Below are 14,593 nucleotides of genomic sequence, written 5' to 3' on the forward strand. Positions count from 1 at the left end.
ATTCTGTTTCCAAATGATTAAATTTCTTTAACGATCCATTGCCCATCATGCAATATTAATTGCCTGTCACAGTCAAGCGATTTGCCTTTTTGCTCCGGCAATTCCACCACAACGATCTGCCCTGACTTACGCAATTGCTCGATTTTGCTTTCCAATTCAGTGTTTTTTTTCTGATATGGCGCGCTGATTGCCTTTGGATACGATTGCGGCTCCATCAATCTGGACAATTCTCTTAAATCCATACTGAACCCTGTGGCCGGGCGGGCTCGCCCGAATGCTTTGCCTATTTCATCATAACGTCCACCTAAAGCAATCGCATTGGAGCAACCGCTGGTATAGGCAGCAAAAACCATTCCGGTATGGTAATGATATCCGCGTAGATCGGCTAAATCGAATGCGATCTCATCGACAATCGGTTTTATCTCCTCGTTAGCAATGCTCAATTCATTCAAGGCCGATCTGATTTCCGGATAATCAGGCAATCGATTAGCAGCATCGGCCAATACTTTGTGATCGCCATAAAGCTCAGGCAATAGCAATAATGCTTCGCGCGTTTGCTTTTGCAAATTCACACATAGTTCCTGCAAAGTCGATACATCTTTCGCTTGCAGCACCGCGTAAAGTTCAGTCTCAAGCTCGTACGAAATACCCGCACCTTTAATCAGGCCACGAAAAACTGCAACATGACCAAGATCCAGATGGATTGCATTCACACCGGAGACCGCCAAGCACTGCAACATAAGCCGTTGAACTTCCAAGTCACTCTCCAAACCGGAATGACCATAAAGCTCTGCACCTACTTGTAAAGGTTCGCGCGTTTTAGTTACGCCTGCGGGTACGGTATGCAATACGCTATTGGCGTAACACAAACGTGTAACACCCTCAAAATTCAATAAGTGCGCGTCAATTCTTGCCACTTGCGGTGTCATATCAGCACGCAGTCCCATCATGCGGCCACTCAACTGATCAATCACCTTAAACATGTGCAGATCCATGTCACTGCCACTGCCGGTCAGCAACGATTCCACATACTCCAATAAAGGCGGCACCACTTGTTGATAGCCATGCACCATCAGCAGATCTATGACTTGGCGGCGCATACCTTCAATATGTATTGCTTCCGCAGGCAATATATCTTCAACAAACTCTGGAAGTAACCAATTGCGCATATTTACGATTGAAAGCCGTCAACAAAAAGAAAAAAACATCAACTGAAAATAAGAAGCACCATTAATCCGACTAACATCGAAGTCAAACCTACAAACCGGATCTGATTATCGTTAATCTCTGTCAGTTTTCTAAATGCTTCCCGCCATGTCTGCGGCGATAGAAAGGGTAACATTCCTTCCAGAATCAACATCAATGCAACTGCATTAAGAAAAGTTTCCCACATATTCAAAACAACTCCGGTTTTATCGTGCCAACATGATTTCTCTACAAGAAGCATAAAAATTAAGAGGTTCTGATGAAATCGCATATGCAAGAATCATTACGATTTCCAGAACCTCTTCCTCAGTCATTACATAATCGAGTTACATAAAAACTACCTAGGTATGTAATGCAGAAATTGCATTTACACCTTCATCCATACCACTCCTCGTTACTTATTTGCTGACTGCCGGATTTCTCAGATACTTGAAGAAATCGGAGGTAGGCTCCAACACCAACATGTCACCCTTGTTCTTGAATGATTGTTTATAAGCATCGACGCTACGCCAGAATGCATAAAATTCCGGATCTTTCTGAAATGCAGTAGCATAAGTCGCTGCCGCTTGACTATCACCATCACCCATCGTTTTTTGCGCTTCCCGGTACGCTTCAGCTAAGATGACTTCACGCTGTCTGTCGGCATCCGCGCGAATCTTTTCTGATTCAGCCGCACCGGTAGAACGTAATTCATTAGCAACTCTTTTACGTTCCGCTTCCATACGTCTAAATACCGACTCACTAACCTCCTGCGGAAGATCGACACGCTTCAAGCGGACATCAACCACTTCCACACCAATAGAGCGCGCATCGCTATCCGCTTTCTGGCGCATAATTTCCATAATGACATCACGCTCGCCCGAAACCACGTCGTGAACTGTGCGATTACCAAACTCATCGCGCAAGCTCGCATTGATAGTTTGCGCCAAACGTGTCTGTGCCAGTGCTTCATCGCCACGCACACTGATGTAATATTGTTTTACATCAACAATACGCCATTTCACAAACAAATCCACCAAAACGTTCTTTTTCTCTGAAGTAATAAAACGCTCTGGTTCTTCGGTATTCATTGTCAGAATGCGTTTCTCAAAATAACGAACATTATGAGCGATTGGAATTTTGAAATATAAACCTGGTTCGGTTTTAACATCGATAACTTCCCCTAGCTGGAATAGAATGGCTTGCTGCCGCTCATCCACAACATAAATAGCTGAGCTACCCAGGAAAAAAATCGCAATAACAATACCTGAAAATACTGATGTAAAACTTTTCATCTATCTTGCCTCCCGTTCGCGACTGCGAAAAGATTCTCGAGCCCGCACACTGCTACCCTCAGATGTCGCTTCCTGCATCATAGGCTGCACGGCTACAGGTGAAACCGATGATGGCGCTCCGCTCATATTAATCAATTTATCCAATGGCAAGTACAAAAGATTGTTACCGCTTTTCTGATCAACAATAACCTTGCTGGTGTTAGAAAGCACTTGCTGCATCATGTCCAGATATAAACGTTCACGCGTAACTTTCGGCGCTTTACTATATTCAGCAAGAATCTGTTCAAAACGGCTGGCATCGCCCTCCGCACTGACAATTACACGTTGTTTATAACCCTCTGACTCCTGAATCAACCGAGCCGCATTACCCACCGCTCTTGGAATCACGTCATTGGCATAAGCCTGGCCTTCGTTCTTTTGCCGTTCTCTGTCTTGACCGGCTTTAACCGCATCGTCAAAGGCTGCTTGAACTTGCTCAGGTGGTTGCGCGTTTTGCATCGTCACTCTGCTGATCGAAATACCAATCTCATAACGATCCAAAATCTTCTGCATTAATTGCGTTGCATTAGCTGCAACTTGCTCACGGCCTTCGTAAAGAACATAGTCCATTTTACTTTTACCGATTACTTGACGGATTGCCGTTTCTGCCGCTTGCAAAACAGCTTCGTCAGGATTCCTATTCTTAAATAGGAAATTTTCCGGGTTATTCAATATGAATTGCACCGCAAATTGAATATCGATGATGTTTTCATCATCGGTTAACATCAATGATTCCCGCAATACTTTACTGCGCACATTGTTACGATAACCAATTTCAACCGTACGAACTTGACTGACGTTCACTAATTCTACTTTTTCAACTGGGTAAGGTATATGCCACCGCAAGCCTGCCGGCGCGGTATCCACATACTGGCCGAAACGCAACACAACGCCTCTATGCCCTTCATCCACGATATAAAATCCGCTTGCTAACCAGACTACCGCAAGCAAACCAAGAATCATTGCAATGCTACTGCCACTTTGCGGCTTGGGGCTTGGAGTGTTAGAACCAGAGCCGTCATCGCCTCCGCCGCCTTTTTTTTGCCCGAAAATATTATTGATCTTTTTGTTGACATTACGCAGTACGTCATCCAGATCCGGCGGTCCAGAATCACCTTTGTTTTTTCCCCATTGTGGATCATTTAATCCCATAATAATTCCTGTTTTGTTCGTTCAAAAAAGTTCTTGTACCGTAGCACAATCTCCAGTTATTTTCGGAATATCTGTAGATTCTTCATATAATTTCTTAGAGTTTTCTACTGCTGCTTCTGTCAATGCCTGTCTTACAAGTGCTATTCCGTCACCAGTTTTTGCACTTAAACGAATGCGCGATATTCTATCATATTCATCACGCGTGCAACCTTTACTAGCTTCTGCTAAGTCAGTCAGATCAATCTTGTTTAAAATTAAAATTTGCGGAATCGTATCGGCGCCAATTTCTCTCAAAATCTTATTCACTTCTTCAATTTGCTCATCCCGGTTAGGACTGCTGGCATCGATGACATGCAACAAGATATCAGCTTGCACAGTTTCTTCGAGTGTGGCACGAAAAGCTGCCACCAAGGTATGCGGTAGTTCTCGAATGAATCCTACCGTGTCTGAAATGACTACCGGCCCTCCTCCAGCAAGAAATAATTTTCGTGTCGTCGTGTCTAATGTGGCAAACAATTGATCGGCGGCATACGTTTGTGCGCGGATCAACTTATTAAATAAAGTAGATTTCCCTGCATTGGTATAACCAACAATAGATACCGACAATACATTGGTACGCTGTCTTGATCGCCTCTGCACAGTACGCTGGCGCTGTAAAGTTGCGAGTTTCTCTTTGAGCAATTTAACACGCTTCCGGATCAAGCGGCGATCTGTTTCCAATTGCGTTTCACCCGGACCACGCAAACCGATCCCCCCCTTCTGCCTTTCCAGATGAGTCCAGCCGCGCACAAGACGGGTCACCAGATGTTCTAGCTGTGCAAGCTCTACTTGCAACTTCCCTTCATGACTTTTAGCACGCTGAGCAAATATATCCAAAATCAGACTGGTGCGATCAATGACGTTACAATTTAACCGCAATGCTAAATTGCGCTGCTGTGCCGGAGACAAATCATGATTAAATACAACGAGTGTAGCGTTATTTAACGAGCTCAGCCGTGCAATCTCGTCGACTTTACCGCTACCAATATAAGTTGTCGGGTCAGGCCGCGAACGCTTCCCTTCCAGAATCGCCACAACTTGAAGTCCTGCACTAATAGCCAGTTGCTGCAATTCCTGCAAGCTATCAGCATGAGTGCTACTGCCAAAATCAATACCGACCAGTATCGCTGCAATGGCAGCATTCGCTCTATCCATACCTGATTCAAGCATCAGGCATCACGTGTATCCAATGTTTCTATGGGAATAGTAACGGCTCTTGCAGGCACTACCGTAGAAATCGCATGTTTGTATACCATTTGCGTAACCGAGTTTTTCAACAACACAACATATTGATCGAATGAATCAATCTGCCCTTGTAATTTAATACCATTCACTAGATATATCGATACCGGAATATGCTCTTTCCGTAATATATTCAAAAACGGATCTTGCAGTAACTGTCCCTTGTTACCCATGGGTAACTCCCTATTCTAATTATTGGTTATCGGAATAGTGACTCTACTTTATTTTTTAATGTAAATCTATACCTGATTGCACTAATACAGTAGAGCCATCATATTAATCTAAATCAACTACTGCCCGTAGCATCACTTACCTGATTTGGCGGTTCACAGACATTCAGATTGTGCGTTGACAACCTGAATGTCTGGATATTGATTCCCCGGTTTTGTTTCAATATTAAAATTGCTTATTTTTCAGCAACCTGTTCATTATTAGAACGGCACAGATCTTGGGGTATTATTGTTGGATGGCGGCAAAACCGGTAGTTTAATATCAGGTTGATCACCGGTTAATGTTTTTAAGAAAGCAACGATGCTATCAATTTCTTTCTTATTGAAATCACGGTCCAACTGAATTTTACCCATGGTTTTTACGGCATCTTCCAAAGTCGCTGCCGCGCCATCGTGAAAGTAGGGATAGGTTAATTCAATATTGCGCAAAGTCGGTACTTTAAAAACATTCAAATCGGTATCTTTTCCAGTGACCGCTCTTCTTCCTTCCGCTTTGCTTGCGGTTTTATACGGATGATGCACGCCGAACTTTTGATAAAGCGCGCCGCCAACTGCCGGGCCGTTATGACAACCGGCACAACCGCTGCTCTTGAATAATTCATAACCTTCGACTTCTTGCGCATTCAATGCTTTTTTGTCACCTTCCAGCCATTTATCGAAACGCGATCCCGGTGTAACCAGTGTTTCTTCGAAAGCGGCGATTGCGGTGGTTACCCGGTCAATATCAACCTGATCGGAACCAAATGCTTTTGCAAAATGAGCACGGTACTGAGGAATGGATTGCAGCACTTCGACAGCCACTTTATGGGTTGAAGCCATTTCACCTGGATTGGCAATCGGACCGCCGGCTTGTTCTTTCAGATCTTTTGCGCGTCCATCCCAGAATTGCGCCAAGTTCATACTGGCATTAAGAACGGTCGGGGCATTAATCGGACCTTGCTGCCATTTATGACCGATCGAGGTTGGAATATTATCCGTTCCGCCCATGCTCAAATTATGGCAAGAGTTACATGAAATAAATCCTGACTTTGACAAACGAGGATCAAAAAACAACATTTTACCCAGTTCAACCACATCAGCATTTGCTACTTTTGCGGCTTTAATGGGCTGAATAGGTTCATTGGCTGAAACATTAATCGAAGTGACAAGAGCGCCAATCGATAACAGTGACGCAACCACTGCACGTATCTTCATCGGTATTCTCCATAAGTAAATAAATAAAAAAACGGCTGTGATGGCGCAGCCGAACACGCCTGATGAAACACCCACACATGGGAATTTGTAAAAAGCGGAACGGCTTAACTGCGTTCCTGTTACTTGCAGAGCAACTTAAAAACCCTGCAAAACTCTCAGACGAACTATTCGTTTACTTCCAGTCGATCAGCCAGGATCTCTCTCGATCCTTTGGGTAGAATTTTTTGATCATATCCCGCTCCGATACTTTGGTTTGGGCAAGAATCCGTTTTTAACAAGCGCGACAATTCCGTGAGTGCTTGCTTATATACTTTGCGTTTAAATTCAACAACCGAATCCAATTCAATCCAATACTGGTTCCAGCGCCAAGCATCGAATTCAGGGTGTGCACTCCTGCGCAATGAAACATCACTATCGCGCCCGATCAAACGCAGCAAATACCAAATTTGCTTTTGCCCCTTGTAATTCCCCCGCCACTCCCGCCGGATCCAACGATCAGGAACCTCGTACCGTAACCAATCCCGAGTGCGCCCGACAATCTCTACGTGATTTGGACGCAACCCGATCTCTTCGCTTAATTCCCGATACATGGCCTGTTCGGGACTTTCTCCCGACTTAATGCCGCCTTGAGGAAATTGCCAAGAATTTTGTCTAATACGTTTGCCCCAGAATACCTCATTTTTTGAATTCAGGAGGATAATACCGACATTGGGGCGATATCCATTACGGTCAATCATATGGAATACTCATTTGACCTATCAAATGGGTGGATTTTTTCATACTTTTCTTTAGATTGAAAGTGCCCGAAGAATAAAAATCCTAGCACTCCAGCATTTTCATCAATCTCAATTAAATTACTTATTTGTCATATAGGGACTAATTCCCACTTAACCAAGTATTTCAAGGTAAAATCCTTACAATTTTATTTTCATAATGGAATCCCTTCATGCGCGTTTCGCAATTTTTTATTTCAACGCTTAAAGAAGCTCCTGCCGAAGCGGAGCTCATCAGTCACAAACTCATGCTCCGCGCTGGACTCATCAAGCGCTTGGGGAGCGGATTGTATACTTGGATGCCATTAGGTTTAAGGGTATTACGTAAAATAGAGAATATCGTGCGGGAGGAAATGAACAAAAGCGGCGCCATCGAAGTGCTCATGCCCGCGATACAACCGGCGGAATTATGGCAAGAAACCGGCCGCTGGGATGTTTTTGGGCCGCAAATGCTAAAAATCAAGGATCGGCATGAGCATGACTTTTGTTTTGGTCCCACGCACGAAGAAATCATCACCGACATCGCACGTAAGGAAATTAAAAGCTACCGCCAGCTACCACTCAATTTTTATCAGATTCAAACAAAATTCCGCGATGAAATCCGGCCACGCTTCGGTGTCATGCGTGCACGTGAATTTGTCATGAAGGATGCTTATTCATTCCATACCGATGAAAATAGTTTGATGCAAACGTATCAACTCATGTATGAAACTTACAGCCGCATTTTCACCCGCCTCGGATTGAAATTCCGTGCCGTTGCAGCCGATACCGGCGCCATCGGAGGCAGTGGCTCCCATGAGTTTCATGTCCTAGCGGATTCCGGGGAAGATGCCATCGCGTTCTGCCCTGATTCGGACTATGCCGCCAATATCGAATTAGCTAACGCATTATTTGCTCAGCAAGAACGCGACACACCGGATGGCGATATGCAAAAAGTAGCGACTCCCGGTAAAAAAACCTGCGCCGAAGTCGCCGAATTTTTAAAAGTTCCCCTGCAAAAAACCGTCAAAACGCTGGCCGTCAAAGCCAATGACGAAATATTCCTTTTGCTGCTACGGGGTGATCATCAGCTCAATGAATTAAAAGTAAGAAAAATACCCTTTTTATCCGGGTTTCAGATGGCCACTGAAGAGGATATTCTACGCACTACTGGAACAGTGCCCGGATATATCGGCCCTGTCAGTTTGGAGACTCGCGTGATTGCTGATCAAGCGGTCATGAATATGAGTAATTTTGTGTGTGGCGCTAATGCAGAAGGCTTTCATTTAACGCAGGTAAACTTTGCGCGCGATCTCAAACTACCCGATCATGTCTTTGATATCCGCAATGTTGTTCCGGGCGATGACTCTCCGGACGGCAAAGGTAAACTGGAAATTTGCCGCGGCATTGAAGTAGGTCATATTTTTCAATTGCGTACAAAATATTCCGAAATCATGAAAGCCAACTATCTCGACGAATCAGGCCAAACTCAAAATATGGAAATGGGTTGCTATGGTATCGGCGTCTCACGCATTGTCGCCGCTGCCATCGAACAAAATCACGATGAGCATGGCATTATTTTTCCCGATACCATCGCGCCTTTCCAACTTACGATCGTACCCATCGGTCTGCAGAAAAGCGCCCTCGTCAAGGATACCGTGGAAAAACTCTATCAGCAGTTCACCGATGCACAGATCGAGGTACTCTTGGATGATCGCGATGAGCGCCCCGGTGTCATGTTTGCCGATATGGAATTAATTGGTATTCCGCACCGGATTGTTGTCGGCGAACGAGGACTCAAGCAATCGACCATTGAATATCAAGGACGAACAGATCAAGCTTCACAAGCGGTACACATTGATGAAATTTTTTCATTCATAACGGCCAAGCTATGCAAAAACTAATCAGTACAGTCTTCTTTCTATTCTCATCCAGCTTTATTCATGCCAATAATTTGCAGTATGAACAGCTGTCTGCCAGCACTCAGACCATCACTTTCCATGAAAAAAGTGATCAAGCGGCTTCGTACGTCGAGTATGCCGCTGTCGCTAACAGCGTAACTTGGTTGATCAGTATGAGCCGCCGATTGGAAAAATACATACCGGATCTGATCGAGCGGGAGGAATTTCTAAGAACGGTTTATTACGAAGCAACGCGGGCTGGATTGGATCCGCAACTGGTGTTAAGCATCATCCAAGTCGAAAGCGGCTTTAAAAAATATGCCGTTTCACATGCCGGTGCACGCGGCTATATGCAAGTCATGCCGTTCTGGACTGGCGTCATCGGTCACCAAGATCACAATCTGTTTCATTTGCGCGTGAATTTGCGCTACGGCTGCACCATTCTGCGCCATTATCTGAATAAGGAAAAAGGCGACTATTTCCGTGCATTGGGACGATACAACGGCAGTCTCGGAGAAGCCGCCTACCCGCAATTGGTGTTCAACAAATGGCAAACGGTTTGGCGCTATTCAGCATCCTGACCGGACGGAATAAGCAATTGGTTATATCAGTGTTGTTGATTAACACTTTTTTTGTTTGATTTTGACTCAATAAACTCTTCAATACTCTCGCGCGAAATAATTCCCTGCTGGCGCGCAGCCGGGTTTCCCTCCGGATCAAAGAAATAGGTGCTGGGTAATAGTGAAACGTCATCCAGCTGGGACGCAATTTTCCGGTCACCTAACACAATGGGATAGGTAATGGACATGGACTTCACAAAATCCATCACCACTTTCGGGTCATCAACATCCATCGCGACTCCGATCACTATCACGTCTTTACGTTGTTCATACAGCGCAATCAAATCGGGAATTTCTTTCAGGCAGGGCGGGCACCACGTCGCCCAGAAATTGACCAGCACCCAGCGCCCTTTGTAATCCGCAAGCTTATGAATTTTCCCGGTTGTGTCTTGGAATTGAAACGCTTGCACTGGGAAACTCAACAGCAAGACAATCAAACAAAATAATACTGTGATGTTACGTTTCATCATCTTGCGCAGAGCTTCCATTTTATTTATTCAACATCCCAGTCAGCTATACCTGCGGGTGAGCTCGTTCCAGCTTGCTGTGCAGTTTATTCAGCGCGCTCAGATAAGCCTTTGCCGAAGCTACAACGATATCCGTATCGGAGCCATGCCCGTTTACAATGCGGTCGGATTTCTGCAACCGCACAGTCACCTCGCCTTGCGCATCGGTTCCACTGGTAATATTGTTCACCGAGAACAGTTGCAGCTTCGCTTCGCTAACCAGTAACGTTTCAATTGCGCGAAAAGTGGCATCCACGGGACCACTACCTTGAGACTCGGCACGCATTTCCTTGCCATCATCGGAAATCACAATGCGCGCATATGGCACTTCACCGGTTTCACAATGCACGGTGAGCGATATAAGACGGTAACGCTCCTGCAATACCAACACCTCATCAGAAACCAGCGCTTGCAAGTCTTCATCGAATATTTCATGCTTCTTATCCGCCAGCTCCTTGAAGCGCATGAACGTATTATTGAGCATTTCTTCGGATTCCAATTCTATTCCCAGTTCCATCAGACGGTTACGAAAAGCATTACGGCCTGAGTGTTTTCCCAACAATAATTTATTCGCGCCCCAGCCGACATCTTCCGCTCGCATGATTTCGTAGGTCTCACGATGCTTCAACACCCCATCCTGATGAATGCCGGATTCATGTGCAAAAGCATTGGCACCCACAATTGCTTTATTAGGCTGTACCGGAAAACCGGTAATACCGGACACCAGCTTACTGGCCGATACGATATGCGTGGTATCGATTTTTGTATCGCAAGGGAAATAATCCTGGCGCGTGCGCACTGCCATCACGATCTCCTCCAGTGCAGCATTGCCTGCGCGCTCTCCCAGCCCGTTGATCGTACATTCAACCTGGCGCGCGCCATTCATCACAGCGGTCAATGAATTGGCCACAGCCAACCCTAAATCATTATGGCAATGCACCGAAAAGATCGCTTTATCGGAATTCGGTATGCGTTCACGCAGATTGTGAATCAGCTTGCCGAATTGATCGGGCATCGTATAGCCAACCGTATCGGGAATATTCAATGTCTTTGCACCAGCGTCAATCACCGCTTCCAATATCTGACAGAGAAAATCAATTTCCGACCGGCCGGCGTCTTCCGGAGAAAACTCAACGTTATCGGTATATTGGCGCGCCCATTGCACCGCTTTTACCGCCTGTGTGATCACCTGATCGGGCAACATGCGCAGCTTATTCTTCATATGAATCGGCGATGTTGCAATGAACGTATGAATGCGAGCCGATTGTGCACCTTTCAATGCTTCACCGGCACGTTGAATATCCGCTTCAATCGCCCGCGCCAAGCCGCACACGACACTGTCTTTAACCGAATCGGCAACCGCCTTGACTGCCTCAAAATCTCCGTTAGAAGCTGCGGGAAAACCGGCTTCAATGACATCGACACCCATGCGCTCCAGTTGCCAGGCAATGCGCACTTTCTCTTCTTTCGTCATGGATGCGCCAGGACTTTGCTCACCGTCACGTAACGTCGTATCAAAAATAATCAAATGCTCTTGCATTATGCTCTCCGCTTGAGGAAGAAAACCTTAATGAATAATAAAACTCGTGATGCGAATTTTATAGGGAAGAAAGGGAAATAGGGGGAGAAAATTTTAGCGCGCAAGGCGCAGCAGCAGTTCCACTAGAACTGTGGAAGCTGGAATAAATTGCAATGATTGGGTAAAGTGCTTAGAAAACATGATGGACGGGAATATAAATAGTTTTTCCTTTGGACGCAATAGGTAATCTTCAGGTACCGGGTGTCTCACTATTTTTTTTACTTCTGCCAAATCGCCATAACTTCACAAAATAACCGGAAAATGCATAAACCGCGAACAAAATGAATAAGACCAGTGGCGGATGACTCGGAATCAAAACAAAGAAGAACAGCACCAATAACAGGACTGTAAAAAACGGCACGCGGCGGCGTAAATTAAACTCCTTACCGCTATAGTATGGAATATTGCTAACCATCGTCAAACCGGCAAATAAAGTCACGATGGAAGCCAATCCCTTAATATCGCTTCCTTGCACCTGAAAATTAATCGTTACCCAAACCAATCCCGCTATCAATGCAGCCGCAGCCGGACTAGGCAAACCTTGAAAGAAACGCTTATCGACCACTTCGATGTTGGTATTGAAGCGCGCCAGCCGCAATGCGGCACACGCGCAATAAATGAATGCAATGATCCAACCCCATTGCCCCATTTCCTTCAATGCCCATTCATACACAATCAATGCCGGTGCAACACCAAAAGAAACCATGTCCGACAAGCTATCGTATTCGGCGCCGAACTCACTTTGAGTACCCGTCAATCGCGCTACCCTGCCATCCAATCCATCCAGTACCATGGCAATGAATACCGCGATTGCCGAATATTCAAAATTTCCGTTCATCGCCTGTACGATGGCATAAAATCCGGCGAATAGTGCGGCTGTTGTAAATAAATTGGGCAACAGATAGATGCCACGCCGCCGCAGCCGGGCTTTAAGTACAGTTCGTTCTGGCAGAGAATCGGACATTATGAGCGCTTAACTATAAGAATACGAAAACGGAAAATTCACTCGGCTGAAAACGAATGACAGGAATCCCGTGAAAGCTTGATTCAATACCGGCTATGATTCTGAAGCGCTGATACAAAGAATGAAACACGCGCTCCTTCAAGCTACCGCTTTGGTTTCTTCACGAAATTCCGCCAATACGGTGAGTGTCGCCGACACTTTGTCACCGATATTGACATTAATTTTTGTATTCAGCGGCAGGTACACATCCACGCGCGAACCGAATCTGATAAAGCCGAAACGCTGGCCGCGCGCCAAATGCTCACCGGGCGATACGTGACAAAGTATACGCTTTGCAACCAACCCGGCCACTTGCACACAGGTCACATCTGCGCCACGATCGGTTTTGATCCATAACGCATTGCGCTCATTCTCCAGCGAAGCCTTGGGCAAATCCGCGTTGACAAATTTACCCGGAAAATACCATTTGTCACGCACCTCACCGTCAACTGGACTCCGGTTGGAATGCACGTTAAACACATTCATAAATACACTGATTTTGAGCGCTTCACGATCCAGATAAGGATCTTGCGTTTTTTCTACGGCGACGATTCTACCATCCGCCGGTGCCAATATGGCATTGGGATCCTTTGGCACTTCGCGCGGCGGGTCACGAAAAAATTGCAAAACGAACAATGCGATCGTCCAGAATGGGAGAGCCCAAAGCCAGCCCAGCAATTCTGTAGCACCAACCGCAACAGCAAACGCAATCACAATATGCAGCCAGCCTTCGCGAGCAATAATAGGATGAGGATAATAAGCCATAAATTATTACAACAAGAACCTAAAAAGTAAAAAAACCAAAACCGGAATTATAAAGAATGTGTTGATTCTTTAGTTTTTCCCTTGATCAACCAGTTTATTTTTCTTGATCCAAGGCATCATATCGCGCAGCTTCGCGCCTACTTGCTCAATCGGATGCTCCGACGCTATACGGCGGCTTGATTTAAGCACCGGTGCGCCAGCCTGATTTTCCAGAATGAACTCGCGCGCATACTCACCGGTTTGAATCTCCCGCAGAATTTTACGCATTTCCACGCGCGTCTCATCGGTAATAATGCGCGGTCCGCGTGATACATCACCATATTCCGCGTTGTTGGAAATGGAGTAGCGCATATTGGCGATTCCGCCTTCATAAATCAGATCGACAATCAGCTTAACTTCGTGTAAACACTCGAAATAAGCCATTTCCGGCGCATAACCCGCTTCTACCAAAGTTTCAAAACCCGCTTGAATCAACGCCGTTAAGCCACCACATAACACCACTTGTTCACCAAACAAATCGGTTTCGGTTTCTTCACGGAAACTGGTTTCGATCACACCACCACGGGTACCCCCGTTAGCAGCTGCGTAAGAAAGCGCCAGATCTCGTGCTTTACCGGATTTGTTCTGATGCACAGCGATCAGTGAGGGTACACCGCCGCCTTGTAAATAGGTCGAACGCACCAAATGGCCTGGGCCTTTGGGTGCAATCATGATCACATCAAGATCTTCACGCGGCGTCACTTGCCCATAATGCACGCTAAAACCATGCGCAAAAGCCACTGTCGCATTTTTTTTCAAACCGGGTTCGATTTCTCTTTTATATACCGTTCCAATTTGCTCATCGGGCAATAAAATCATGACGACATCGGCATCTTTAACGGCTTCGGCCACTTCCATCACCGTCAAGCCCGCTTTTTCCGCTTTGCCCCAGGATAACCCGCCTTTACGCAGACCGACGGTCACTTTCACACCGGACTCACTCAAATTGTTAGCATGCGCATGCCCTTGCGAACCATAGCCTAATATGGTTACTTTTTTTCCTTTAATCAGAGAGAGATCTGCATCTTTATCGTAATAAACTTTCATTATTT

15 protein-coding genes are annotated in these 14,593 nt (G+C 45.7%); 2 read left to right on the forward strand and 13 right to left on the reverse strand.

The genetic code is table 11. The features are described 5' to 3' along the window. Positions 1-17: 17 nt before the first annotated feature. From R2103_RS09580 to R2103_RS09615, 8 genes are all read right to left on the reverse strand, one after another. Complete coding sequence (locus tag R2103_RS09580; RefSeq protein ID WP_317531203.1) at positions 18-1,169, reverse strand: ATP phosphoribosyltransferase regulatory subunit; 1,152 nt, start codon at positions 1,167-1,169, stop codon at positions 18-20. A 38-nt stretch (positions 1,170-1,207) separates the two neighbouring features. Continuing rightward, on the reverse strand, positions 1,208-1,477 hold the full coding sequence (locus tag R2103_RS09585) for a DUF2065 domain-containing protein (RefSeq protein ID WP_411172617.1): 270 nt from the start codon (positions 1,475-1,477) through the stop codon (positions 1,208-1,210). Between the two features lie 127 nt (positions 1,478-1,604). Further along, positions 1,605-2,480 carry a protease modulator HflC gene (hflC, locus tag R2103_RS09590; protein ID WP_132427620.1) on the reverse strand — a complete coding sequence of 292 codons (876 nt, stop codon included), beginning with the start codon at positions 2,478-2,480 and terminating at the stop codon, positions 1,605-1,607. Next, the gene (hflK, locus tag R2103_RS09595) at positions 2,481-3,671 is read right to left on the reverse strand and encodes an FtsH protease activity modulator HflK (RefSeq protein ID WP_317531204.1); all 1,191 of its coding nucleotides are present in this window, start codon (positions 3,669-3,671) and stop codon (positions 2,481-2,483) included. A gap of 21 nt (positions 3,672-3,692) precedes the next feature. Further along, the gene (gene hflX, locus R2103_RS09600; RefSeq protein ID WP_317531205.1) at positions 3,693-4,880 is read right to left on the reverse strand and encodes a GTPase HflX; all 1,188 of its coding nucleotides are present in this window, start codon (positions 4,878-4,880) and stop codon (positions 3,693-3,695) included. Then, the gene (hfq, locus tag R2103_RS09605) at positions 4,880-5,125 is read right to left on the reverse strand and encodes an RNA chaperone Hfq (protein WP_108698741.1); all 246 of its coding nucleotides are present in this window, start codon (positions 5,123-5,125) and stop codon (positions 4,880-4,882) included. The genes hflX and hfq overlap by 1 nt, the downstream gene beginning before the upstream one ends. Before the next feature lie 258 nt (positions 5,126-5,383). Then, entirely contained in the window at positions 5,384-6,376 is a 993-nt protein-coding gene (locus tag R2103_RS09610; protein WP_317531206.1) for a cytochrome-c peroxidase, read from the reverse strand. A gap of 164 nt (positions 6,377-6,540) precedes the next feature. Beyond that, positions 6,541-7,113, reverse strand: coding sequence for an RNA pyrophosphohydrolase (locus tag R2103_RS09615; RefSeq protein WP_317531207.1), 573 nt, complete (start codon positions 7,111-7,113; stop codon positions 6,541-6,543). Positions 7,114-7,322: 209 nt separating this feature from the next. Here R2103_RS09615 and R2103_RS09620 point away from each other — a divergent pair, with 209 nt between their 5' ends. Together R2103_RS09620 and R2103_RS09625 are read left to right on the forward strand one after the other, a co-directional pair. Beyond that, positions 7,323-9,032, forward strand: coding sequence for a proline--tRNA ligase (locus R2103_RS09620; RefSeq protein WP_317531208.1), 1,710 nt, complete (start codon positions 7,323-7,325; stop codon positions 9,030-9,032). After that, positions 9,020-9,610: a lytic transglycosylase domain-containing protein gene (locus tag R2103_RS09625; RefSeq protein ID WP_317531209.1), complete on the forward strand. Its 591-nt coding sequence runs from the start codon at positions 9,020-9,022 to the stop codon at positions 9,608-9,610. Before R2103_RS09620 ends, R2103_RS09625 begins: the two co-directional genes overlap by 13 nt. Before the next feature lie 26 nt (positions 9,611-9,636). On the opposite strand, the gene R2103_RS09630 is transcribed toward R2103_RS09625, so the two are convergent. The 5 genes from R2103_RS09630 to ilvC all read right to left on the reverse strand — a co-directional run bounded on the left by R2103_RS09630 (position 9,637) and on the right by ilvC (position 14,588). After that, the gene (locus R2103_RS09630) at positions 9,637-10,116 is read right to left on the reverse strand and encodes a TlpA family protein disulfide reductase (protein WP_411172644.1); all 480 of its coding nucleotides are present in this window, start codon (positions 10,114-10,116) and stop codon (positions 9,637-9,639) included. Between the two features lie 46 nt (positions 10,117-10,162). After that, positions 10,163-11,695, reverse strand: coding sequence for a 2-isopropylmalate synthase (locus R2103_RS09635; protein ID WP_317531211.1), 1,533 nt, complete (start codon positions 11,693-11,695; stop codon positions 10,163-10,165). Between the two features lie 229 nt (positions 11,696-11,924). Then, a complete protein-coding gene (gene pssA / locus R2103_RS09640) occupies positions 11,925-12,698 on the reverse strand; it encodes a CDP-diacylglycerol--serine O-phosphatidyltransferase (protein WP_132427636.1) in 774 nt (257 codons plus the stop codon). A gap of 138 nt (positions 12,699-12,836) precedes the next feature. Continuing rightward, positions 12,837-13,502: a phosphatidylserine decarboxylase gene (locus tag R2103_RS09645; RefSeq protein WP_317531212.1), complete on the reverse strand. Its 666-nt coding sequence runs from the start codon at positions 13,500-13,502 to the stop codon at positions 12,837-12,839. 69 nt (positions 13,503-13,571) lie between these two features. Next, positions 13,572-14,588: a ketol-acid reductoisomerase gene (gene ilvC / locus R2103_RS09650; RefSeq protein ID WP_317531213.1), complete on the reverse strand. Its 1,017-nt coding sequence runs from the start codon at positions 14,586-14,588 to the stop codon at positions 13,572-13,574. Positions 14,589-14,593 lie beyond the last annotated feature (5 nt).

Source organism: Nitrosomonas sp. Is24, from assembly GCF_033063335.1.
Lineage (GTDB): Bacteria > Pseudomonadota > Gammaproteobacteria > Burkholderiales > Nitrosomonadaceae > Nitrosomonas.

Excerpts from the sequence above, each read along its gene's own strand:
- R2103_RS09615 (WP_317531207.1), bottom strand. The coding sequence starts at position 7,113 with ATGATTGACCGTAATGGATATCGCCCCAATGTCGGTATTATCCTCCTG.
- hflC (WP_132427620.1), bottom strand. The coding sequence starts at position 2,480 with ATGAAAAGTTTTACATCAGTATTTTCAGGTATTGTTATTGCGATTTTT.
- R2103_RS09635 (WP_317531211.1), bottom strand. The coding sequence starts at position 11,695 with ATGCAAGAGCATTTGATTATTTTTGATACGACGTTACGTGACGGTGAG.
- R2103_RS09645 (WP_317531212.1), bottom strand. The coding sequence starts at position 13,502 with ATGGCTTATTATCCTCATCCTATTATTGCTCGCGAAGGCTGGCTGCAT.
- R2103_RS09610 (WP_317531206.1), bottom strand. The coding sequence starts at position 6,376 with ATGAAGATACGTGCAGTGGTTGCGTCACTGTTATCGATTGGCGCTCTT.
- R2103_RS09630 (WP_411172644.1), bottom strand. The coding sequence starts at position 10,116 with ATGAAACGTAACATCACAGTATTATTTTGTTTGATTGTCTTGCTGTTG.
- pssA (WP_132427636.1), bottom strand. The coding sequence starts at position 12,698 with ATGTCCGATTCTCTGCCAGAACGAACTGTACTTAAAGCCCGGCTGCGG.
- hfq (WP_108698741.1), bottom strand. The coding sequence starts at position 5,125 with ATGGGTAACAAGGGACAGTTACTGCAAGATCCGTTTTTGAATATATTA.
- ilvC (WP_317531213.1), bottom strand. The coding sequence starts at position 14,588 with ATGAAAGTTTATTACGATAAAGATGCAGATCTCTCTCTGATTAAAGGA.
- R2103_RS09625 (WP_317531209.1), top strand. The coding sequence starts at position 9,020 with ATGCAAAAACTAATCAGTACAGTCTTCTTTCTATTCTCATCCAGCTTT.
- hflK (WP_317531204.1), bottom strand. The coding sequence starts at position 3,671 with ATGGGATTAAATGATCCACAATGGGGAAAAAACAAAGGTGATTCTGGA.
- R2103_RS09620 (WP_317531208.1), top strand. The coding sequence starts at position 7,323 with ATGCGCGTTTCGCAATTTTTTATTTCAACGCTTAAAGAAGCTCCTGCC.
- R2103_RS09580 (WP_317531203.1), bottom strand. The coding sequence starts at position 1,169 with ATGCGCAATTGGTTACTTCCAGAGTTTGTTGAAGATATATTGCCTGCG.
- R2103_RS09585 (WP_411172617.1), bottom strand. The coding sequence starts at position 1,477 with ATGCGATTTCATCAGAACCTCTTAATTTTTATGCTTCTTGTAGAGAAA.
- hflX (WP_317531205.1), bottom strand. The coding sequence starts at position 4,880 with ATGCTTGAATCAGGTATGGATAGAGCGAATGCTGCCATTGCAGCGATA.